Here is a 20,702-nt window from a genome sequence, read left to right on the forward strand (position 1 = left end):
AGCGCAAGCGTGGCCGCGCCATCTATCAGCATGAGCACCAGCGAGGCTAGAACATGCCACCTCAACGGCTGGACGGGTGGAGGCACGTTCTCCCCATCGAAGCGCTAGATTAACCTTTTCCCCTCAAGTCGGCGCTGGGGCAGATCTTGCTGAGCGGGCACACCGGGCATTGCGGGCTCCTGGCCTTGCACAGCTCCCTGCCCAGCTTAATGAGCAGGAGATGGGCCTCCAACCTGTACTCCTCCCTGAAAACCCTGTGGAGCGATTCTCGAACGGCCTCGTAACTGGAGCCTGTAGCAATGCCGAGCCTTTTCGCAACCCTTCTAACGTGAGTGTCGACGGGGACTACGGGGAAGCCCGAGAAGGCTAGGAGAACGTCCACCGTCTTCTCGCCGATACCCCTGATCCCCCCAAGTACCGTCCTCACCCTCTCCTCGCCCTCTTTGAGAAGCTTCCCCAGATCCCCACCGTAATCCCTCAGGACGAGCTCGGCTGCGGCCACTATGGCTTCAGCCTTCTGCTTCTGCAGACCCGCTACCCTTATCGCCTCCTCCACCCTTTTAACCCCAGCCGCTACAATCGATGCGGGGTCGACGCCTATCTCCCTCTCCAACCTTTCGAAGGCGAGGAAGGTGTTCCTCTCGTTCGTGTTCTGGGAGATTATCGTGGCGACGAGAACTCTAAACGGGTCTCCGCTCCTACCTGCCTTCAGCGCGGCGAACTCGCTTTCGTCGATCTGAAACCTCGCTCTGAGCAGTCTGAGGATCTCGTCGCCGAAGTCGTACTGCTCGGCACGCGCCGCCATCAGAAACCCCACCCATCACCTTTATTATCGCTACCTGTCGATGCTTTACCTGCAAGCTGAGGGAAAGGAGCCGCATGGGAGACTGCCCGAGCGCTTTTTAAATGGATGCTGCCAACCCCGGGGCGTGATTCCGCGGCTGGACTTGCACGTCCACAGCCAGTTTTCACCCTGCGCTAACGATGTGAGCATCGAGCGTGACGTAGAGACGGCTTTGGCTAAGGGGGTTCGCGTCATCGCCATCACGGATCACGGCACAGTCCCCTTCCCGCCATGGTTTGAGAACTACCTTCGAGAGGTGGAGTGGGCGCAGAAGAAGGTGGAGGGAAGATTAACTCTTCTGAAGGGCATGGAGGTCGACATAGTGGAGGGCGGTAGGCTGGCTGTTAGCGCGAGCCTGCTCAAGCAGCTAGACGTCGTTGTCGCCTCGCTTCATTCTATACCGGAGGGTACTGACGCGGTGGGCTACTGGAGGAGGAGCGTCATCAGAGCTATCGAGAGCGGCTTCGCGACGGTGATCGGGCATCCCACAGATGTGGGTTGGCGCAAGTTGAAGCCCGATCTTGAGGACGCGCTTGAGGTGCTCGACGTTGCGCGCTCGCACGGGGTCGCTGTAGAGCTCAACTACCACCATCGAGATCCCGAACCCTGGTTCCTGCGCTTAGCGATCGAACGGAGCGTCCTACTCGTGCCGACATCCGACGCGCACAGCTTGCACGAGATAGGCAACTTCTGGTGGCACGAGGAGAGGATTAGGTCTGCCGGGTACGATCCATCTCACGTAAAGTGGCTGGATGAGGGCAGCTTAGCGCGTGCGCAGGTGCGCGTATGAGGAACCCTGGTACGAGCGATAGTCACACTGAAGATCGGGGAAGGGAGGTTTACGCGAGTATCGCCGCGCTCTACCTTGCCTACTTCTTCTCCTTCTTCCACAGAACAGTTACCGGTATACTTTCAGACGAAATGAGAGAGATCGCTGAACGATCAGGGTGGGACCCGGCTCTCCTCAGCATCACCGTCTCCTCCGCCTACTTCTACACCTACGCTGCCATGCAGATCCCGGCCGGTATCCTAGCCGACGCGCTTGGGGCGAGGAGGTACGCCGCGCTCAGTACATCACTAATGGCCCTAGGTTCACTGCTATCCTCCATTGCTTCACCGCTGCCCTTAATCGTTGGCCGCCTCCTCGTCGGCCTTGGTGCAGCCGCGATCTGGATCTCGATGCAGAGGGTCATCGGAGTGAACGTGGGGAAGGCTCGCGGCGGCCTGCTTACGGGTCTGGGTCTGATGGTGGGCGGTTTGGGTAACATTGCAGCAACGCTGCCGGCTCGACTCTTGCTCGTGAGGTTCGGTCTAAGCGGCCTATTCCTTTCGACGGGGCTTGCCTCGCTCCTCGCGTCGATAGCGATCCTGCTCGCGGTGAATGATGAGGGGCTAGGGCTAGGTAGCGTGAAAGCTGGCCTTTCAGCCACGCTCAAGCAGTTGGGAAGCGTAGCGCGAACCCCCCATTCGCTCGCTCTAGCGGTAGCAGGCTTAGCCACGTACTCCGCTTACCTCGCTTTCATGTCGTACTGGGCGCCCTTGTACTTTGAGGAGTACACCCCTGTTACAGGGGATGCGGTGGCCAGCCTACTGCTTCTCGCGTCAATCTCCTTCACGGCTGCCGTCCCGTTCGTCGGCTACGTCAGCGACGCAAGGGGTAGAAGGAAGCCGATCCTGGTGGCGAGCTGCATCCTACACGGCGCAGCTTGGGCGTCGGCTATTGTGCTGGCCAACGCTCCCCCGGAGCGCCTCGCCCCGTACATGGTTCTACTCGGCATAATCGCCGCCACCCACTCGATCATTTCACCCATGGCTAGGGAGCTATACAGGCCGGAGTTCTCGGGAACAACTCTCTCCTTCGTGAACGGCGTAACGTTCGCGGGGGTAGCCGTGTACCAGGCAGCAGGGTACGTTATCCGCGACCCTCTCCAAGCGTTGATGGTGTTCTCAATGATCGCCGCCGTTGCTACGGTGCTGACCCACTTCGTGTGGGAGACGATGGATTAGCCTGCTGAGAGCAGACCGGGCAGTCCAACCTCTTCCTCAAGTTAAACGTCTCTACGGTCGCTTCGGCCAAGTCCAAGTAGAGTAGGCGACCTAGGAGGGGTTTTCCGAAGCCTGTCAACAGCTTCAACGCTTCGAAAGCCTCTGCCGCACCTAGCACACCGGGGAGAGGCCCAATGACCGGAATAGCGGATTTCTCAGGGGGTGCTCGGGGGAAGATGCATCTCAGGCAGGGCCCTTCGCCGGGTTTCACGACCGTCAACCACCCCGCAGCTCCCTCGACAGCCGCGTGGACGAGGGGTTTCGCAGCTCGAACGCACGCTTCGTTGAGCAGGAACCTGCTCGGCCAATTGTCCAGGCAGTCAACAACCACGTCAACACCGCTCACGAGCCTCACTGTTTGTTCCACCGAGCTGAGCTTCTCTGCGATGGGTTCCACCTCCACCTCAGGGTTCAGCATGCGCAGCTTCTCCGCGGCCGACTCCACCTTCAGCCTTCCCACATCCCGATCCCAGTGGAGCACCTGCCTGTTCAAGTCGCTCTTCTCCACCCGGTCGTGATCGACGAGCACGAGCTTACCCACTCCTGCGGCCGTGAGGTAGAGGGAGGCGGCTGAACCCAAACCACCAAGCCCGGCAACGAGCACTCTCGACGACGCAAGCGCTTCCTGAGCCTCTCCGCCCCAAACCATTATCTGCCTCAGGTACCGGCTAGCCGGCAACCTGTCACACCCGCTGCCCGCGCCTCCTCATGGTCTCAAAGAGCTTTCCCATGTAGCCCCAAGCGCCAGAGGAGTCGAGCCCCCCGTCCCAGAAGACGATCAAGTCGTCGCCTCCTAGCCTCCTGACGATCAGCGCCTGCCGCACCCAATCGACAGCAGGATGCCCCCTGAGCTCCCACCCGATGATCATCACGGGCTTGGTCTTCGAGCCCCGAAGCTCCTCGAAAACTCCCTTGACCCAATGCTCGAGAGTGCGGTCGTCTGCAGTGTAGGCCATGAAGGTGAAGCAGTCGAACACCCCCCTTCTTCCCAGCTCTACCCAGTCGATGCCGTGAACCCTCCTGTTCCTCTCCCTGCTGACCTCCGTCGCCAGCGAGACTTCCAAGCCCGGCTTAACCGATTTTACCGCTTTCACGAGTTCGCAAGCCACTTCAGCGACAACCTCGCACTTGTACTCGATCCAGTAGCTGTAGTACCTACCGCCCTCCACGGCGTCGCTGGGCCACTCCAGATCCGTGATGCCGCGCTCCTCTAGGAAGCGCGTGAAGCGCCGGTGGTTCAGCTCATCGTAGCTGAACCACTCGCCGCAGTAACCGTAGCCGAAGTCGTCCTCGAAGTTAACCCCGTCCACACTGTACCGCGCCACTAAATCGATCAGCGCCCGCCTCCAGAAGTCGACGACTTCGGGGTGGGCAGGGTTCATCACGTAGAACCTCTCGCCGCCGGGGCTGCACGGCCTCTCGAGCGTACTCCTACCGTCAGGCCAGACTGCAGCCCAATCCCGATGCTTCTCCAGCAGGGACTTGTAGCCCATGAAGCCGAACCAGGCCCAAACCTTTAACCCCGCCTCGCGAGCCTTCTCGATGAGGTAGGCGAGGAGATCCTCCTCGCAGGCCTGTCCGCAGGGGAAGAACTCGGTCCTATACGAAGCTGTAACACCTTCAGGCCCCCGCCGCGGGTTTACAAACCAGATCAGCAGGTTGAAGCCCGAGCCGGCAGCCTTCTCGACGAGCGCATCCACGGCACGCTTCGTATCAACGGAGCTGTAGACCCCGCGAATACCGAACAGCTCATGCTCAGACGCTTCACGAAGCAGTTGAAGTAGCTCCCCCATGCAGCCTCCCGATCGGGTGGAGGGGCGGCCATTAAGCCTTACGTGCTCAACGGGGTTTTTGAGCGCCACGCTGGTGACCACGCGCCTCGTCGAGGCGATCCCGCGTAGAGGCAGGTTAAAAGGCTTCGCGGCGGGCGGAGTCGCGTGGCGTTAATTGTCCTCGTTGCTGGGCTTCTCCCCTACGATTCGGGTAAAACCTGGTTCACCACAGGTGCCGCGCTCGCAGCTAGAGAGAGGGGGCTTAGGGTTAGCGTCTTTAAACCGGTAGCCGCTCACAACCTCTGGTACAGCCCGAGAACCGTGAAGAAGAGCCTTGAGCTGGGCATGCTGGTAGGCAACGATGTTCTGCTCTACTACGAGAAGGGTTTGGTTGGCGATTTAGGCGTCTCAAACCCCGTAGCCATAGCGACGGTACCACCCGATCCCTCCAAGTACTCCTCGATCGATAGTTACATGGATGATTTTGGGGATGTTGGGAGGATAGCGGTGATCTCTAGAGTCTACGACTGTGGGAGGGGGCAGCATACCCATTATGTTCACGCGGAGAATCTCAGCAAAGCCGGTCGATGGGCCAGCCGCGTCATCGGGAGGATGCTCGCAACCTTTAAGGCTGAGCAGCGCAGCTTTGCGGACTTAGCCGGCTATCTCTACTCGAGCAGCGCGGTTGACAACCTCGACCTTTGCTTGAAGAAGCTTGAGAGAGGGAGTGAAGTGGTGTTCGTTGAGAGCTTCAGCGACGCCTTCACACCCTACGGTGCTCTGCTGCGGTCGGTGGGTTTAATCGTGCTTGTCGCGCCCGGAGCTGTCTACGTCTACACGGACGTAGAAGGGCTGAGGGCTGCTGCAGAAGAAGCTGTAAGACGGATTGGGTTGGGGGGTTACAGCAGCAGGTACGTTTTACGTCTCGCTCGACCAGTACTCTTCCTCGAAACCGGTCTCTCTCGGAAGCCGGCACCGAGGAGAACGCACAGGGAATTCGTAGAAAAGGTTTTAATGCCGAACCTTACATAACTGATAGCTTAAGAGCGCCCCAGCGTTAACGATGAACAGCGCTGAACCGCAGATACCGGAGTAGCAATCGTTTTTAACCCCGCGCCCCGCAACGGCGCGTGGAAAAGCTCAAGATTGCTTTCATTGGAGCTGGAAGCGCTGTTTGGTCCAGCACGATCGTTATCGACCTTCTGATCAACGAGGGGTTGAGGAGTAGGAAGCTGGACATCTGGTTAATGGACATAAGCGATGAGAGGCTCGACATAATCTACGGTTTCGCGAAGAGGTACGTTGAGGAAATGAAGTCGAACGCAGACGTGCACAGGACAAAGGATAGGCGTGAAGCCATCAGGGACGCGGACTTCGTTATCAACTCGGCGATGGCCGGTGGCCACGGCTACTACGAGCGCATGCGCGAAGTATCGGAGGAGCACGGCTACTACCGTGGTATTAACAGCGTTGAGTGGAACATGGTGAGCGACTACCACACGATCTGGGGGTACTACCAGTTCAAACTGGCCATGGAGATCGCGAGGGACATCGAGGAGCTAGCACCAGACGCCTGGTTCATCAATGTTGCGAACCCCGTCTTCGAGCTGACGACGCTTATAACGAGGGAGACAAAAGTTAAGCACATAGGGCTGTGTCACGGCCACCTAGGCTTCCTTAAGGCTGTGGAGGTTCTAGGTATCAGGTTGGCTGAGGACAAGCTCGGAGAAAGAGTGAACGCGCTCTGTGCAGCTGGTGATCCAAGGGGTTACGCGGCCCTCATGAAGGTGGTTGACCCAAGCGAGCTCGAAGTCGAAATGTCCGGTTTCAACCACGTTATCTGGCTGACCAAGTTCAAGTACGCGGGTGAGGACGCGTACCACTACATCGACGAGTGGATCGAAGAGAACGCTGAGGAGTACTGGAGCGTGTGGCGCGAACACGTAACCAACCCCTTCGACATAGACCTGTCGCCAGCAGCTGTGGACATGTACAGGACCTACGGTCTCTTCCCCGTCGGCGACACAGTGAGGGGCGGGACTTGGAAGTACCATTGGAACCTGAAGACGAAGCAGAGGTGGTACGGGCCGATCGGTGGGCCGGACTCTGAGATCGGATGGACGATGTACCTGACGGGATTGAGGATGCGGCTTGAATCTTTCAAACGCGCGGTTGCAGATACTTCAACACCCTTGACCAGAAGGTTTCCACCGAGACCCAGCGGCGAGTCCCTGGTGGAGATCATCGAAGCGATCGTCAACGACAGGCCGAAGGAGTACTACACCCTCACGCCACCCTTCCCTGGAGCCCCCTCGATACCGGTGCCGATTCAGGTGAACGTGCCCAACATGGGCGCTCTACCGGGGATACCCGACAACGTTGCGGTTGAAATGCCCGTGAAAATCGATGGTAAAGGGGTTCACAGAAGGCCGCTAACCCCGCTTTCCAGGAGGGTGATGAACTACGTGATGCTGCCCAGGCTGATGCGCGCCGAGTGGGCGATCGAAGCTTTCCTTGAGGGTGGTAGGGACCACCTCTTCAACTGGCTGATAGTCGACCCCAGGACCAAGAGCAGCAAGCAGGTTGAGGAAACGATCGACGCCCTGCTAAAGCTGCCCGGAAACGAGGAGATGGCCAAGCACTACAGCTAGTTTGACCCTAGGGTTTCGGGTAAAACGTCCATAGGGTAGCATTTTTCTCGAGCCGTAAAATCGGCACCCCAGCTCAAGCTCTGATGCTGTCGCATTCACGTTAACCATTTTTGCCTACTGAGCACTAGACGAGCGTGAGGGTTCTCGATTGCCACGTGCATGCGACTGGGGGAGAGACTTCTGAGGAGCTGGTGAGGGAAATGGACCGTTACGGCATTGATGCGATCGTTCTCTTCTCCCCCTACCCTGGTGTACGCCGGGACGAGTACAGGGGGGCATTCGAGTACAGCTCCAGTATGCAGCGGGCTTCGGCAGAGCACGTAGCGATGCTGCAGAGGGATCACCCCGATCGTATCATAGGCTTCCTCTGGCTTGAACCTAGGCTGGCTGAAGCACTCGAAATCCTCGAGTGGGCGATCTGCAGCTTAGAGCTCCGTGGAATCAAGATGATACCCTACCACTGGTACCCCTACGATGAGAAGCTGTTGAGGATCTACGAGAAGATAGAGGAGCTAAGGGTGCCGATAATCTTCCACTCCGGATCCTCTTTGGTTTTGAAGACTCGTCCCGCTACTGCAGGCCTGTCAACTATGAGGTGCTCATCAACTTTCCGCGCCTGAAGTTCGCCCTAGCCCACGTGAGCTGGCCGTGGATCGATGAGTGCATAGCCCTCTGGGGCCGCTTCAGGTACTCGGCCGAGAGGGCTGGGAGGGATGTGCAAATGTTCATCGATGCGACACCAGGCACTCCGCAAGCCTACAGGAGAGAGGCTTTCGCCAAGTTGATGGCATACGGTGCCTACGCTCACGTGATGTTTGGCAGCGATAGTACAGCGCGGAGTCTGGCTTACTCGGCTTCGGTCAGAGAGAGGGATGTGAGGATGCTTAGAGAAGAACTGGGTATGCCCAACAGCGTTATAGAAGCTTACTTGTACTCTAACGCAGCCCGCTTCCTAGGGTTAAAGTAGCCCGCCCGATGCAACGATGGAGGGTCCAGTGTTTAACCTCGAGTACTGAGAGAATTCCGATTAATCTTTTATACATGCAAGGTAGCTGATGACCGTGGATTCAAGGGAGAGAGTCTACAGGCTTTTGAGCTTCGAGGAGGCCGACAGGGTGGCTCTTATCGACTTCCCGTGGCCGGAGACCATCGACAGGTGGAGGGTTGAGGGTTTACCCAGAACGGCTTCGATACACAGGTTCTTCGGCTTCGACATCTACCTCGTGGGCATCGACGTCTCCCCCAAGTTCGACCCTATCGTGCTCGAGGAAGCTGATGAGTGGGTGGTTTACCGGGACTCCTACGGGGTTGTCACCAAGTCGTGGAGGGGGAGGAGTGGGACGCCGATGCCGGTCGAGCCTGCAATCAGAACTTTGGAGGACTTCAAGGAGTACATCGAACCCATGCTGGACCCCGAGCTCCCCTTCCGCGCCACGAGCAGCCGCTACCCCTTCCGGGGAGACCTGGAGAAGGCTATCAAGAGGCTCCAGCAGGAGTTCTTCGTCGCAGCCAGCATCTTCGGCCCCTTCGAGTACGTGAGGCACATCGTGGGCGAGGGGGTGAACAGCGTTCTACGCCTCGTCTACCGCGATCCGGCTATGCTCGACTACATATTCGATAGGGTCGGCAGGTTCCTAGCCCGGGTGGCTGATACGTTTGAGGAGTTAGGGGCGGATGGAGTGTGGGTATGGGATGATCTGGCCTACAGGAGTGGCCCCTTCATCTCCCCCCAGCACTACAGGCGCTTCGTAAAGCCCCAGCACGAACGCATCCTGCACCCGTTTAGAAGGAGGAATAAGCCGGCAATCCTCCACACCGATGGTAACGTGAAGCTGCTGATACCTGAATTCATTGATGCTGGCTTCACAGCCCTTCAACCCTTGGAGGTGAAAGCCGGGATGGACGTGAGGGAGCTAAAGGAACTCTACGGCGATAAACTCGCGTTTATCGGCAACATCGACGCTCGGGTACTATCGAAGGATAAGGAGAGCATCAGGAGGGAGGTTGAGTCGAAGATTCCCATGGCCGCCAAGGGTGGGGGCTACATCGCGGGCTCTGACCACTCCGTCCCGCCAGACGTCCCACTAAGTAATTACCTCTATTTCGTCCAGCTCGTGAAAGAGGTAGGGCGCTACCACTAGAATAGCTGATCGCTTCGAATGGTAAGGTGGATACGTTCAGTACGTGCATCCCCCATCCGGTGAAAACCATTGTCCGGATGCTAAGCGAAATGGGAGGACGCCCCCTCCTTCACTTAAGCCGTAGATGCTTCTCGGTAAACAGGCTAATGTTTAAATAGATCCATGTATCGTGCATTATGCATGAAAACTATTACGATCAGCGATGAAGTCTACTACAAGCTTGTAGCGCTAAAAGGGGATCGGAGCTTCACCGAGGTGATTGACGAGCTGATAAGATCAAACGTTAAGGGTAGGATCCAGATGATTATCGCACTTTCGCGCAAAGCGGCCCCCGAGGGGCTCGAGGAGGTGGTAAGGTTGGTGAGGGAGGGCTTCAAGGCGAGGCTCGTTGAAGCTGCTCCTTGATACGTCCTTCATAATCGAGCTGAGAAGAGGTAGTAAAACCGCGGAGAGTAAGCTCAGGGAGCTTGCCGACACAGCCTCGGATGTGGGAATATCGGCTCTTTCCTTATACGAACTGCACTTGGGAGCCTCTCTGTACTTTCTAAGGACAGGGAGCACTAGTGAGCTAGCTTGGCTTGAAAGTTTCTTAAGTTGGGTCAGCGTGTACCCTGTCACTCGATCTTCGGCTGAAGCTGCGGCTCGAATCAAAGCAGAAGCCATGACGAAGGGATTAAATCTCCCCGATATCGACCTCTTGATTGCGACATCGGCGGGCCCTGGGACGCTCCTTCTTACGTTCGACAGCGACCATGAAGCAGCTAGGCAGTACCTATCCCGCTACGACGTGAAGGTTGTGTACCTCGAGAAGCGCTAGCCTTTTTCAACGCCAAATGCGTACCATCGCATGATACGCCGCGATCGATCAGATCACGGAAGCCTTCCCTGCATGGTGAAAAGGTTAAGCCGTACTTGTGCGCATTTTCTCTTACCATTTTCATCAAACGGTACCTGCTGCTTTTGGGCGCGTACATGTAACCGTGTATGCGCTCACCCCCTTCAACGTACATACCCCTCAGCCTTGGAATCGTGTCTGGGAATGCCTCTGAAAGCCTCCTCAGACTGTCCGGCTTGGCCTTGTAAGTGCTGCTTACAACGTGCTGAGCGCCTGCAGCTGCAGCAGCCTCCAAAACCTCCCTTATCGCCTCGGGGTGATCGTTTAAGCCGGGGAGAAGAGGATCGAGTCTTACAACGACCGGTATCCCCCTTTTCGATAGCTCCTCGATCGCTCTCAGCCTCCGATCAGGCGAGGGAGCGTGCGGCTCTAACCTGGCTGCTAAGGCTCTGTCAAGGGTCGTGATCGTTATTGAGACTATGCTGGGACCCCTAGCCAGCAGGTCCGCATCCCGCACGACGAGGTCGGACTTCGTGACGATCTCAACGACGTAATCGCCCGCGATGAGCTCCAACAGCCTCCTGGTGTAGCCGTACTCCGCCTCGAGGGGTCCGTACGGGTCGCTACTGCTGGAGATGTTGATGAGAGATCCTGCTGGCACTCTTCTGAGATCCCTCGCTACCACCTTAATGAAGTCCGCTTTAGGCCTCGGCTCGAAGAACCTCCTGATGTAGCTGCTAGCGTAGCAGTAGAGGCAGCCGTGAGCACAACCTGTGTAGGGGTTTACCGTGTACTTGAAGGGGCAAGTACACAGGCTGGTTGCGCGCCAGGGATCGAAGGGCTTCAGGTAGCTCATCTCTAACTATCTGAGCAGCAGAGGTTTTAAGTGCGTAGCTTCGCTGTACCACAGTGCTGCTCGATTTACCCCCAGCAGTGGAGGGAAGGATCATTAGAAGGGTGAACAGGTTCGTAGTGGAAGTGGTTGTAGGAGGGCTTGTTGAACGGGCGTACATCAACAACACCGGTCGGCTGTCCGAACTTCTAGTAACGGGGAGGAAGTGCTACTGCCTGCCTAAAAGCGGGGGTTTGACAAGCCTGAGGTTGATCGCCGTCGACGACGGAGTTGGAGCGGCTCTCATCGACACGGCGATTCAGATGAAGGCCTTCGAAAAGGCCCTTCAAGCGAGAGCGCTGCCGTGGGCCCCCTGCAGCATTATCTCTAGGAACCCGAGGCTGGGGCGTTCTGTTCTAGACTACCTCCTGGACTGCCGCGGCGAACCGGTATACGTCGAGCTTAAGAGCGCGGTGCTCCGAGACGGTTTTTACGCAGCCTACCCCGACTGTCCAACGGCGCGGGGGAGGAGGCACGTGATCGAGCTGGCAGAGTACGCTGAGAGGGGCGGCAAGTCGCTCATCGTCTTTATCGCGGCTCTGCGGGGGGTGAGAGCGTTTAGACCCTACGAGAAGGGCGACCCTGAGATGCCGAATCTGTTGAGGAGAGCCGCGTCCGCTGGTGTCGAGATCAGGGCATTATCAATGCACTACGATCCCGCTTCCTCCCTCGTCGTGCTCGACAACCCGGATCTGCCAGTGATCCTCTAGCTCTGCTGTGGTACATAGGTTTAGCAAGAACTAGATAACAAATGCTGAAAAGGGCTCTCAATGCAACCCGAAAAATGCGAGGATCATGCTAAAAATTTATAAGTGAGGCATCGGTAGGCCTGTGTGAACGCCACATCGGGAACCGTTGTTAAACCTACTTCTGGCGGGGGAGCGAAGGTTTTGATGATCATAGCCGTCCTGGCCGGTGTACTGCTGGCCGCAGCACTGATTTACGCGTTCTGGCTAGCACTCCAGGAGAGCCCCGACAACCCGTGGGCTGCTTTCGTGGTCTCGCAGCTGTTCTTAGGCTACCACAGTGCCGTATTCGCTGTGGGGGCTATCGTGTGGGTGCTCGGTACAGCGATCTTCGCTCTCGAGCTCTACGGTCTCACGCCGACTAGGCAAGGTCTGAAGCGCTCAGGCATGGGGATAGCAAGCTGGAGCGTCCTCGACGTAGCCCTAGCAGCGCTGAGCGCGGCAGTCTACGGTGGACTTCTCACTGCCACGGCACCCATAGTTCTGGTTCCTGGTTTCACGTGGCTTAGGCCAGCAAACGCCCTAGCACCCCTCTTCGGAATGTTCTTCGGGATCCCAGGCTGCGTTGGCGTTGCCTTCGGAAACCTCCTCGCCGACATCTTCGGAGGCTTCTTCGGCGTAGGCTCCTTCGGCGGTTTCATCGGGAACTTCCTAATCGCCTATCTCCCCTACAAGCTGGTGCGGGATCACAGCTTCTCCACCGCAACGTCCATCGGCGAGTTCTACGTCTGGGGCGTTATAACACAAGCCTTCGTCAGCGCGATCTACATATGCTGGTGGCTTGACGTGGCTCAGACGCTCGTCGGGCTCCCCCTCTTCGTGATCTGGGGCATCATAGCGCCCATCATCCTCACCAATAACATCGTCGTCAACGCCGTGCTATCGCCAGTGCTGGGAAGAGTCCTATACCCCCTGATCAAGGGTAGGGGGCTTTACTGGAAAGACCGGGTGAGAACAACCTAGACCGAAACATAAAACCCCCTTTTTCTCTCTAGCAGCACCGTGATGCTGTATGTCCTCTGGGCTTTACATCGAGAAGAGGACGTTCTTTCATAGCTTAGACCCTAGAGCGAAGCTGATCTGGGCTCTTCTCGTGCTCGCGGCTAGCGCGGCTGCCCAGTACAACGGCTTGAAGAGTCTTCCCGTCTTCGCTTCGACGTTGGCAGCTCTGAGCCTATCTGGGCTTAGCGCCGGCTTGGCCCTCCTCCTCATCGTGAACGCCTCCGTTTTCCTGGCCGTTGTGACTCTGATCTGGGCGGGGATGTACAGCACTGAGGGTGCGTTGCTGCTGGCCTGGGGCTTCTTCCGCATCACCGATGTGGGGCTTCTCGTAGCGCTCGGTAAGTTCCTCCTCATCATGAACCCCGTCCTGGCTTTCGTAGCCTTCTTCGCATCGACGAAACCCTACCACATTACCTGGAGCTTGGAGAAGCTGGGGGTGCCCTCCAAGCTCGCGATGACCTTCACTCTAGCTCTAAACATGATGCCGCAGACGGTAAGGATCGTGAGGGAGGTAACCGAGGCTCAAATCGCCAGAGGCCTCGCCCTCGACAGCGGTGGTCTAATCCAGCGCTTGAGAAACTACGCGCCGATCATCATACCCGTGATCTCGCGTTTTATCACGGATGTATGGGATCTCAGCATGGTTCTTGCATCCAGGTACACCGGCTACGCGAGGAGGACGTACCTGTTTGAACCAAGATGGAAGCTAAGGGATACGGGCTTTATGCTAGTATCAGTACTGGTCTACGGTGGGGTGATCGTGTGGAGCATGCTTCCGTGATCGTTAACAAGCTGAGGGCAAAGTACGCCGTCTCGAGTGAATGGATTCTGAAGGGCGTGAACCTAACCGTAGGGAGGGGGGAGATGTTAGTGCTCATGGGACCCAGCGGCTGCGGTAAGAGTACGCTGCTGTACGTGCTAGCGGGGCTTCTCCCATGGGTGATACCGGGTCAGGTGGAGGGCACCGTTGTTATCGAGGGTAGGGATGTCGTAAAAACTGGCTACAGGGGCTTGGCCGGGGTCGTTGGCATCGTGTACCAGAACCCGGAGATGCAGGTTGTGACGCGCTCGGTTTATGAGGAGCTCGCAATGACGCCTGAGAACCTAGGCCTGCCCAAGGAGGAGATCGTTCAGCGCGTGGAGTGGGTGGTCGAAGCCCTAGATTTGCGCAGGTACCTCGACAAGGATCCTCAGTCGCTCTCGGGCGGTGAAAAGCAGCTCATAGCGATAGCTAGCGCTCTAACGATGAAGCCGAGAGTGCTGCTCCTCGACGAGCCAACTTCCATGCTGGATCATAAGGGGACGGCCATGGTTCTCGAAACCGTGGCGCAGCTGAAAAGCGAGTACGGGCTCACAATCATAGCCGCTGAGCACCGGGTGGAGTGGGCGGTTGAAGTGGCCGATAAAATAGCGATCATGCAGGATGGGCAAGTAGTCCTCGAGGGAACCCCTGACGAGGTGTACAGCATGGTGGAGGAAGTCAAGAAGTACGGCATCAGACCGCCAGGGGCCAGTGAGGTTGCTTACGAGCTTCTCAAGAGGGGCGTCCGCCTGCGGGTACCCGTCCGCCTCAAGGACGCCTTCGAGGTGTTCGCCCAATGATTAAGCTGGAAAACGTTCACTTCAGGTACCCCAATGGCCCCGACGCTATAAGAGGTATCACGCTAGGGATCGGCAGGGGAGAGTTCATCGGGATTATCGGGCATTCGGGCGCTGGTAAGACGACACTGGCGAAGCTCATAGCCGGCCTCTTGAAACCGACTCAGGGGCGTGTTCTCATCGACGGCCTCGATACGCGGCGCGTGCCTGCCTCGACCCTCGCTAGAAAGGTCGGTTATGTTTTCCAGAATCCAGAGATGATGATTTTCTCGGCCACAATCTATGACGAGGTCGCTTTCGCTCTCAGGAACATGGGCCTGCCCAACGATGAGGTAACAATGAGGGTTCAGGAAGCGTTGAAGGTCGTTGACCTGAACAAGCCCCTTGATCACTCGCCGCACACCTTGAGCTTCGGCGAGAAGCGCAGACTGGCAATCGCCTGCATTCTCGCGATGAAGCCTGAAGTATTGATACTCGATGAGCCGACGACAGGCCTTGACTACTCTAGGAGTATAGCGCTCTTCGAGGCTCTTTCCCAACTCCACAAGTCGGGGAGGACGGTAATAGTGATCACGCACGATACGGATCTGCTAGCTCGTTTCGCCTCGCGAATCCTGGTCTTGAGGGAGGGGGTCGTTGTTAGCGATTCGGCGGCTGAGGATGTGCTTAGCGACGTCGAGTTCCTCAAGTCTCAGGGGTTCATTCCCACGCAGCTTCAATTTCTCGCTTCGAAGCTGAGGGTCGGGCGCCCGACGGTAGAAGCTGTAGCTGAGGCCATCGTCAGCCGTTTCAAGGTAAGGGTATAAACTCCAAGCCCGAAGCAGATCCGCTGTGAGAAAGGTTGGTGGCCCACACCCGATAGAGGCGATCGTCGCGGAGGTAATAGCGACCACTGAGACGAGGAGGGAGAGCTTGAGAGCGGTCATGGAGGAGTACTTCAAGAGGAGACCGTACCTCTCTGACGCTAAAGGCTTAGCGAGAGCCTACGCCGCAGGCGTCCTTCGCACTTACAGGCTGCTCGACGAGATTGCCCGCCAGCTGCTCGGCGTCGAGCCAAGCCACATGAAGCCGTTCGAGAGGAACCTGCTGCGCGCTCTTCTATACGAGGCAAAGTTCAGGCCTGCGAGCCCGAGCAGAGTTGCCGGCTTAGCAGCGCGCTTCGGCTTACCCCTAGGGCCGAGCGACGTATCGAGGGTTAGGGAGGTCGAACCCGAAGATCTAGCGCGAGGAAGGGGCGAAATCGCCTCGCTGGCTCTCGTGTACTCCCAGCCGGAATGGGTCGTCGAGTACCTCGTGAAACTGCTGGGGAAGCGCGAAGCCGAGCTGCTGCTGAAGGCCTTCAACAGGAACCCCGTTGTGTGGCTGCGCGCCAACACGCTGAAGATTAGGGTGGAGGAGCTCGTGAAGCGTCTTTCGAGAAGAGGGCTTGTAACCGAAATCGATAGAGATCTACCCTTCATGCTCAAGGTGGTAAAAGGGAGTGTAAGCCCCTCCCGAGTACCGGAGCACGCGAGCGGCCTCTTCTACGTTCAGGACAAGGCGTCAGCTCTCGCCGTCTATGCCCTGGGAGGCTCAGAGCAGGCCGTCGATCTAACTGCGGCACCCGGTGGCAAGGCAAGCCTCTACCACCAATTGTACGGCGCTGAAGTTCTGGCTCTCGATCTCCGCGCGAAGAGGCTCGCCGTGATGAAGGGGCTCCTGGAGAGGCTCGGGGCTTGGGGAGTCTACGCTATCAACGCTGACTCCACGATGCCACCGCTCCGTGCGAAGTTCAAGCGCTTGATCGTCGACCCGGATTGCTCGAGCCTCGGAAGGCTGGGGCACAGCCCCGAGATCAGGCTGTGGATCAGGCCTGAGCACGTGATGACCTACTCGGCTGAACAGAGGAGGCTTCTGAAAGCTGCCAGCGAGCTCCTCGAAAGGGGAGGAGAGCTCGTGTACTCCACGTGCACACTGACTCTTGAGGAGAATGAGGAGAACGTGCTCTGGGCCCAAGAAGCACTGGGGTTCGAGCTGATCGAGTTTGAGCCCTACCTGGGTTTGCCGGGAAAGCTCGGAGCAGCCAAAGCGCGAAGGCTTTACCCCCATCTTCACGAAACGGTGGGTTTCTTCCTCGCGAAGCTGAGGAAAGAGTGAAGCAAAACTGTTCGTATGCATTGAAGTGTTTAAACAGCAACCTCAAAAATACCGACTGGAGGGACGGCCGATGGCTCTGCCCAGGAGCTACGCGATAGCCGTGACTGCGGCTATGTCGGCTCTCGCAATAGTCCTCGCGTTGTTCAGGATTGAGTTCCCATTCTACCCGCTCACTTTCCTCAAGTTCGACCTCGCCGAGCTACCCTCAGTCCTCACTCTCGCGCTAGTTGGGCCTAAGTGGAGCTACCTGTGCGCGGCGATGCACGCTTTTGGGCTCCTGGCTAGGGGGAGCGACCCGCTGGGAGTCTCAATGAAGTTCCTTGCCGTTACCTCCATGCTGGCCGGCCTCCACGCTGCAAAGCGACGCTGGAGGTACGCGGTAGCCGTGGCCACCGCTGCTAGGGTGGCAGCCATGTCCCTGGCCAACTTCGCTGTGCTCGGTTTCCTCTTTCCGCACTGGTTGACATTCGCCCAGCGGTTGCTGAATGCTGCGGGAATCCCGGTGAAGGGTTGGACGGATACTCTCCTGGTCACGCTCGCGCTCGTAGCAGTCTTCAACACGCTCCACGTTTTGCTCTCCACGATACCTTCGGTAGCAATAGCAAGCAGGGTTCAGCGCGTCCTAGGCTCCAAAGGTCAAGGGGGTCAGTAAACCCCGGGCCTTTTCCGCACTGGTCGGTTTCGCCCTCGTTCATCACGCGAGATAACCGTGAGGTATGAACTTTAAGCTTTTTTACGGATTTCCGACGTAGGTCCGTGGAAGCCGAGATCCTCATCGACGCTACCTCGAGAGTCGCGGCTCTCAACAAAGGTATCTACGGTCAGTTTATCGAACATCTCGGCCGCTGCATCTACGGCGGCGTTTGGGTAGGCCCCACCTCGAGAATCCCCAACGTGAAAGGCTTCAGACTCGATGTCCTTAACGCGGTTCGGGAGATCAGACCGCCCATAGTTCGCTGGCCTGGAGGGAACTTCGCATCGTCCTACCACTGGGAGGACGGCATTGGCCCTCGAGAACGGAGGCCGAGAAGGTTCGAGCTCGCGTGGGAGGCAGAGGAGCCGAATGAGTTTGGTACGTGCGAGTTCATCGAGTGGGCTCGAATGGTGGGCGCGGAGCCCTTCATCGTCGTGAACGCGGGCAACGGTACGCCTGAGGAAGCAGCGCGCTGGGTGGAGTTCTGCAACTCGACGCGTAACACGCACTACGCGAACCTCCGGAGGCAGCTCGGGTACTCGGAGCCCTTCAAAGTGAAGCTCTGGGGGGTGGGCAACGAGCTTTACGGCAGCTGGCAGGTCGGGTTCTGCGAGGATGGTGAGGAGTGTGCTAGGAGGACGATCGAGTTCGTAAACGAGATGAAGCGCGTGGATCGAACCATCGAGATCGTAGCCGTGGGCTGCGACTACGACCCCCAGTGGAACATCGATATGGTGAGGGTCGCGGGCAACTACTTCGACTACCTATCCGTCCACAGGTACATCTTCACCGAGCATCAAGGCAGGAGCTACGAGGAGCTCGTCGCGTGGCCGGTTGAGATCGAGGAGTGGCTCAAGGCCACCTACCACACAGTTCAAGCGGCCAAGCGCAGGTACGGCATCAGGAAGGACATCAAGCTGGCCTTCGACGAGTGGAACGTGTGGTACCCTGAAGCTAGGCCGCCGCTGCTGAGCCAGAACACAGCCGTGCGCGACGCGATCTTCACCGCGCTCGTCCTGAACGCCCTCCAGCGGTTAAGCAGGATCGTGCCCATAGCCTGCTTCGCCCAGACTGTCAACGTACTTCCGCTCATCCTGACCGACGATGAGGGGCGGATCCTGCTAACACCGCAGTACTTCGTCTTCAAGCTCTACTCGAGCGTCCAAGAAGGTGACGTGGTTAGGACGGTTTGCTTCTCTCCATCCTACACTTCGAAGGAGGTGGGCACCGAAGTGCAGTACGTCGACGCGTCGGCTGTGCTATCGGGTGGCAAGCTGCACCTCTTCGTTGTCAACCGGCACCCCGATGAAAGGGTCAAAGCCAGAGTCTTCATCAGGGGCTTCGAGCCTTCAGCCGTTCACCACAGGTGGATCTCGGGGGCCTCCGTGGATGATAGGAATACGTTCGAGGAACCGTCGAGAGTTTCGATAAGCGAGACTAGCTACGCCTTCAAGGGCTTCGTCGAGCTGCCGCCTCACTCAGTAAACGTCCTAACGCTAAGCCCTACGGCCTAACCGCCTTTCTCTACAGCTGGCGCGACTACGCGTAGAACCCTTTTCCTCCTCCATTGAGCGTACTCGTAGGCGATTACGAACAGCACGAGCGGTATCAGCGCGAGCAGCGCAATCATCAGCATAAACTCCCCAGTCGAAATCGGCAACCCCCCGATTTCGCCGAAAATATCCAGCTGAAGTGTAACCTCCGTTGGGCCAACGACTTCAACCCTCTGCTCACCTGCTCTTCCGCCGTACTCGGCCACTACGGTGTAACTGGCTGCGGGGAGCAGCGTCTTGTACGTGCCCGAGGCGTCTGTTACACCCCTTTCAATCTCCCGGCCCTCATGAAGGATCCTGACGGTTGCGTCGGCGAGCCCCTGCCTTCTAGCTCCAACAACGTTTACAGTGAAGCGGTGGATCGCTGGCACCCTGATCGTCGTGTTCAGCGTCGTCACTAGGCAGCGGTAATCGATCGGAACGCCCTTCCAGCTGATAACTCTCACCCTGAGGATCCCCAGCGGGACTTCTCGCACTACTATTACTCCCTCAGGCCCGACCGTAAACACCTGGCGCTCACCGTCTAGCTTCTCAACTTCAACGACAGCCCCGGTCAGCGTCTCCCCGCTTGAAGCCACCAGCATTATAGGCTGGGCAAGTACGAGCTGCGCTAGCATGATCACCAGCACGACGGGCCAGGCTCTCACGTGGTTACAGTAGGCAGTGCCGCTTTAAACCTTCGCTGAAGACACCAGCTTAAGCAAGCCCTTAACGCACGGGTAGATGTGCTCACCCAGAACCACGACGTACGTTGGAGCGAGAGGGAGCTGCACCAGGGCATCGTGTAACTGGGGGACATTCGATTTCAAGTCGTAGCTCTCAACCAGCGGCAGAGTAAAACCCCTCTCACCCCTCTCGATTATCAACGCCATGTAAGCCCCGGCTCTCACAGCCTCATCACGCGCTTCCACAACGTTCCTGATTCTACCATCCAGCGCCGCAGCTACGCCTCGAAACTTCCTCCCCCAAGCTTCCACGTCCTCAAGCAGAATAGCTTCCACCAGGTGCCACTTGTCGAGGAGCCTGCGCAGCTCTTCCAAACCCTCGCGCGTCAGCCAGGTACCACCTCTGCCGACCTGCACGTAGCCCCTCTTTGCCGCTTCAGCGGTAAGGCCGCGGAGCACGCCCTCGCCTAATCCAAGCTCTCTGCTGAGGGTGTACCTACCCTTTGCCCCGCTCCTCAAAGCTAAAAGAAACGCTAGTATCCGGGCTTCGCGCTCCTCCCTCATCTAGAACTTCCAGTGCTCGAACCTCCACATAACTGTGTCCCCGTCCTTCAGAACCTGCTGGTCGGCAGCTACGGGACCTAGCACCCACTTCCGCTGCCCAGTTTCGTAGATGTACCAGAGCCAGGAGTAGCCCTCGTTTGCCGCAAGGATCTTCTCAGCTACCCCATCGATGGACGTTACGTAGGCCCCCCATGCTCCATAGGTGTACTCGACTCTGGAAGCTACCGCTAAGAGGGCTTTAAGCACAGTCGACCCTGTGGGAAGGGGTGTCGAGTTGAACCACCTTACAGTCCCGTTACCGTAATCGATGGCAATGTTCACAAGGACTACGCGTGCGCGAAGAGCACGCAGCTCCGACTCTGTCTCCGTGAGGGCAGCACGTAGTGCGGTGAGCTCTGACGAGAGGTTTTCTGCCCTCATGTAAGCAAAGGCGGCCAGCGCGCTTGCTAAAACAGCCCATGCGAGGAGTACGACAAGTAGGACATCCCCTAAGGTTCTGCGCTTACCCGAGCTCTGAGCTTGTGAGGCCACGAATCTTACTGGTTATTCATCCTAAGCTTAA

The 20,702-nt window shown here is 57.8% G+C and carries 24 protein-coding genes; 17 read left to right on the plus strand and 7 right to left on the minus strand.

The window, feature by feature from the left end:
• Positions 1 to 109 precede the first annotated feature (109 nt).
• Positions 110 to 805 carry an endonuclease III gene (nth, locus tag QXF46_05740; protein MEM0226359.1) on the minus strand — a complete coding sequence of 232 codons (696 nt, stop codon included), beginning with the start codon at positions 803 to 805 and terminating at the stop codon, positions 110 to 112.
• Between the two features lie 124 nt (positions 806 to 929).
• Here nth and QXF46_05745 point away from each other — a divergent pair, with 124 nt between their 5' ends.
• Together QXF46_05745 and QXF46_05750 are read left to right on the plus strand one after the other, a co-directional pair.
• Positions 930 to 1,634, plus strand: a complete 705-nt coding sequence (locus QXF46_05745) for a PHP domain-containing protein (GenBank protein MEM0226360.1) — start codon at positions 930 to 932, stop codon at positions 1,632 to 1,634.
• On the plus strand, positions 1,631 to 2,851 hold the full coding sequence (locus tag QXF46_05750; protein ID MEM0226361.1) for an MFS transporter: 1,221 nt from the start codon (positions 1,631 to 1,633) through the stop codon (positions 2,849 to 2,851). The genes QXF46_05745 and QXF46_05750 overlap by 4 nt, the downstream gene beginning before the upstream one ends.
• Here QXF46_05750 and QXF46_05755 read toward each other — a convergent pair.
• On the minus strand, positions 2,811 to 3,569 hold the full coding sequence (locus QXF46_05755) for a HesA/MoeB/ThiF family protein (GenBank protein MEM0226362.1): 759 nt from the start codon (positions 3,567 to 3,569) through the stop codon (positions 2,811 to 2,813). The two genes, QXF46_05750 and QXF46_05755, sit on opposite strands and share 41 nt — an antisense overlap.
• A 4-nt stretch (positions 3,570 to 3,573) precedes the next feature.
• Positions 3,574 to 4,683 (minus strand): family 10 glycosylhydrolase, encoded by a 1,110-nt coding sequence (locus QXF46_05760; GenBank protein ID MEM0226363.1) that lies wholly within the window; start codon positions 4,681 to 4,683, stop codon positions 3,574 to 3,576.
• A 144-nt stretch (positions 4,684 to 4,827) separates the two neighbouring features.
• On the opposite strand from QXF46_05760, the gene QXF46_05765 reads away from it, so the two are divergent.
• From QXF46_05765 to QXF46_05795, 7 genes are all read left to right on the plus strand, one after another.
• Entirely contained in the window at positions 4,828 to 5,694 is an 867-nt protein-coding gene (locus QXF46_05765; GenBank protein ID MEM0226364.1) for a hypothetical protein, read from the plus strand.
• Between the two features lie 98 nt (positions 5,695 to 5,792).
• A complete protein-coding gene (locus QXF46_05770) occupies positions 5,793 to 7,313 on the plus strand; it encodes an alpha-glucosidase/alpha-galactosidase (GenBank protein MEM0226365.1) in 1,521 nt (506 codons plus the stop codon).
• A gap of 134 nt (positions 7,314 to 7,447) precedes the next feature.
• Positions 7,448 to 7,933 carry an amidohydrolase family protein gene (locus QXF46_05775; GenBank protein MEM0226366.1) on the plus strand — a complete coding sequence of 162 codons (486 nt, stop codon included), beginning with the start codon at positions 7,448 to 7,450 and terminating at the stop codon, positions 7,931 to 7,933.
• Complete coding sequence (locus QXF46_05780; GenBank protein ID MEM0226367.1) at positions 7,909 to 8,280, plus strand: amidohydrolase family protein; 372 nt, start codon at positions 7,909 to 7,911, stop codon at positions 8,278 to 8,280. The genes QXF46_05775 and QXF46_05780 overlap by 25 nt, the downstream gene beginning before the upstream one ends.
• Before the next feature lie 94 nt (positions 8,281 to 8,374).
• Positions 8,375 to 9,454 (plus strand): uroporphyrinogen decarboxylase family protein, encoded by a 1,080-nt coding sequence (locus QXF46_05785; GenBank protein ID MEM0226368.1) that lies wholly within the window; start codon positions 8,375 to 8,377, stop codon positions 9,452 to 9,454.
• 180 nt (positions 9,455 to 9,634) lie between these two features.
• Positions 9,635 to 9,859, plus strand: coding sequence for an antitoxin VapB family protein (locus QXF46_05790; protein ID MEM0226369.1), 225 nt, complete (start codon positions 9,635 to 9,637; stop codon positions 9,857 to 9,859).
• The gene (locus tag QXF46_05795) at positions 9,843 to 10,271 is read left to right on the plus strand and encodes a type II toxin-antitoxin system VapC family toxin (GenBank protein MEM0226370.1); all 429 of its coding nucleotides are present in this window, start codon (positions 9,843 to 9,845) and stop codon (positions 10,269 to 10,271) included. Before QXF46_05790 ends, QXF46_05795 begins: the two co-directional genes overlap by 17 nt.
• Here the strand turns inward: QXF46_05795 and QXF46_05800 are convergent.
• Positions 10,216 to 11,145, minus strand: a complete 930-nt coding sequence (locus QXF46_05800; GenBank protein MEM0226371.1) for a radical SAM protein — start codon at positions 11,143 to 11,145, stop codon at positions 10,216 to 10,218. The genes QXF46_05795 and QXF46_05800 overlap by 56 nt on opposite strands.
• Before the next feature lie 53 nt (positions 11,146 to 11,198).
• Between QXF46_05800 and sfsA the strand changes: the two genes are divergently transcribed.
• The 8 genes from sfsA (at position 11,199) to QXF46_05840 (ending at position 18,872) form a co-directional block, all read left to right on the plus strand.
• Positions 11,199 to 11,891, plus strand: a complete 693-nt coding sequence (gene sfsA, locus QXF46_05805; protein ID MEM0226372.1) for a DNA/RNA nuclease SfsA — start codon at positions 11,199 to 11,201, stop codon at positions 11,889 to 11,891.
• Positions 11,892 to 12,014: 123 nt separating this feature from the next.
• Positions 12,015 to 12,890, plus strand: a complete 876-nt coding sequence (locus tag QXF46_05810) for a QueT transporter family protein (protein ID MEM0226373.1) — start codon at positions 12,015 to 12,017, stop codon at positions 12,888 to 12,890.
• A 49-nt stretch (positions 12,891 to 12,939) separates the two neighbouring features.
• Complete coding sequence (locus QXF46_05815; GenBank protein ID MEM0226374.1) at positions 12,940 to 13,710, plus strand: energy-coupling factor transporter transmembrane component T; 771 nt, start codon at positions 12,940 to 12,942, stop codon at positions 13,708 to 13,710.
• Entirely contained in the window at positions 13,692 to 14,531 is an 840-nt protein-coding gene (locus QXF46_05820; GenBank protein ID MEM0226375.1) for an ABC transporter ATP-binding protein, read from the plus strand. Before QXF46_05815 ends, QXF46_05820 begins: the two co-directional genes overlap by 19 nt.
• Positions 14,528 to 15,334 (plus strand): ABC transporter ATP-binding protein, encoded by an 807-nt coding sequence (locus QXF46_05825; protein MEM0226376.1) that lies wholly within the window; start codon positions 14,528 to 14,530, stop codon positions 15,332 to 15,334. The genes QXF46_05820 and QXF46_05825 overlap by 4 nt, the downstream gene beginning before the upstream one ends.
• 25 nt (positions 15,335 to 15,359) lie before the next feature.
• The gene (locus QXF46_05830) at positions 15,360 to 16,664 is read left to right on the plus strand and encodes an RsmB/NOP family class I SAM-dependent RNA methyltransferase (GenBank protein ID MEM0226377.1); all 1,305 of its coding nucleotides are present in this window, start codon (positions 15,360 to 15,362) and stop codon (positions 16,662 to 16,664) included.
• A 70-nt stretch (positions 16,665 to 16,734) separates the two neighbouring features.
• Complete coding sequence (locus tag QXF46_05835) at positions 16,735 to 17,316, plus strand: hypothetical protein (protein MEM0226378.1); 582 nt, start codon at positions 16,735 to 16,737, stop codon at positions 17,314 to 17,316.
• A 104-nt stretch (positions 17,317 to 17,420) separates the two neighbouring features.
• Entirely contained in the window at positions 17,421 to 18,872 is a 1,452-nt protein-coding gene (locus QXF46_05840) for an alpha-L-arabinofuranosidase C-terminal domain-containing protein (GenBank protein MEM0226379.1), read from the plus strand.
• Here QXF46_05840 and QXF46_05845 read toward each other — a convergent pair.
• From QXF46_05845 to QXF46_05855, 3 genes are read right to left on the minus strand one after another with little or no spacing between them, the layout of a single operon-like run.
• A complete protein-coding gene (locus QXF46_05845) occupies positions 18,869 to 19,558 on the minus strand; it encodes a carboxypeptidase-like regulatory domain-containing protein (GenBank protein ID MEM0226380.1) in 690 nt (229 codons plus the stop codon). The two genes, QXF46_05840 and QXF46_05845, sit on opposite strands and share 4 nt — an antisense overlap.
• 24 nt (positions 19,559 to 19,582) lie before the next feature.
• Entirely contained in the window at positions 19,583 to 20,140 is a 558-nt protein-coding gene (locus QXF46_05850; GenBank protein MEM0226381.1) for a hypothetical protein, read from the minus strand.
• On the minus strand, positions 20,141 to 20,671 hold the full coding sequence (locus QXF46_05855; GenBank protein ID MEM0226382.1) for a DUF4430 domain-containing protein: 531 nt from the start codon (positions 20,669 to 20,671) through the stop codon (positions 20,141 to 20,143).
• Between the last annotated feature and the right edge of the window lie 31 nt (positions 20,672 to 20,702).

It is taken from the genome of Thermofilaceae archaeon (genome assembly GCA_038731975.1).
Classification (GTDB): Archaea; Thermoproteota; Thermoprotei; order Thermofilales; family Thermofilaceae; genus JANXEW01.

Excerpts from the sequence above, each read along its gene's own strand:
- nth (MEM0226359.1), bottom strand. The coding sequence starts at position 805 with ATGGCGGCGCGTGCCGAGCAGTACGACTTCGGCGACGAGATCCTCAGA.
- QXF46_05750 (MEM0226361.1), top strand. The coding sequence starts at position 1,631 with ATGAGGAACCCTGGTACGAGCGATAGTCACACTGAAGATCGGGGAAGG.
- QXF46_05760 (MEM0226363.1), bottom strand. The coding sequence starts at position 4,683 with ATGGGGGAGCTACTTCAACTGCTTCGTGAAGCGTCTGAGCATGAGCTG.
- QXF46_05790 (MEM0226369.1), top strand. The coding sequence starts at position 9,635 with ATGAAAACTATTACGATCAGCGATGAAGTCTACTACAAGCTTGTAGCG.
- QXF46_05800 (MEM0226371.1), bottom strand. The coding sequence starts at position 11,145 with ATGAGCTACCTGAAGCCCTTCGATCCCTGGCGCGCAACCAGCCTGTGT.
- QXF46_05815 (MEM0226374.1), top strand. The coding sequence starts at position 12,940 with ATGTCCTCTGGGCTTTACATCGAGAAGAGGACGTTCTTTCATAGCTTA.
- QXF46_05825 (MEM0226376.1), top strand. The coding sequence starts at position 14,528 with ATGATTAAGCTGGAAAACGTTCACTTCAGGTACCCCAATGGCCCCGAC.
- QXF46_05835 (MEM0226378.1), top strand. The coding sequence starts at position 16,735 with ATGGCTCTGCCCAGGAGCTACGCGATAGCCGTGACTGCGGCTATGTCG.
- QXF46_05850 (MEM0226381.1), bottom strand. The coding sequence starts at position 20,140 with ATGAGGGAGGAGCGCGAAGCCCGGATACTAGCGTTTCTTTTAGCTTTG.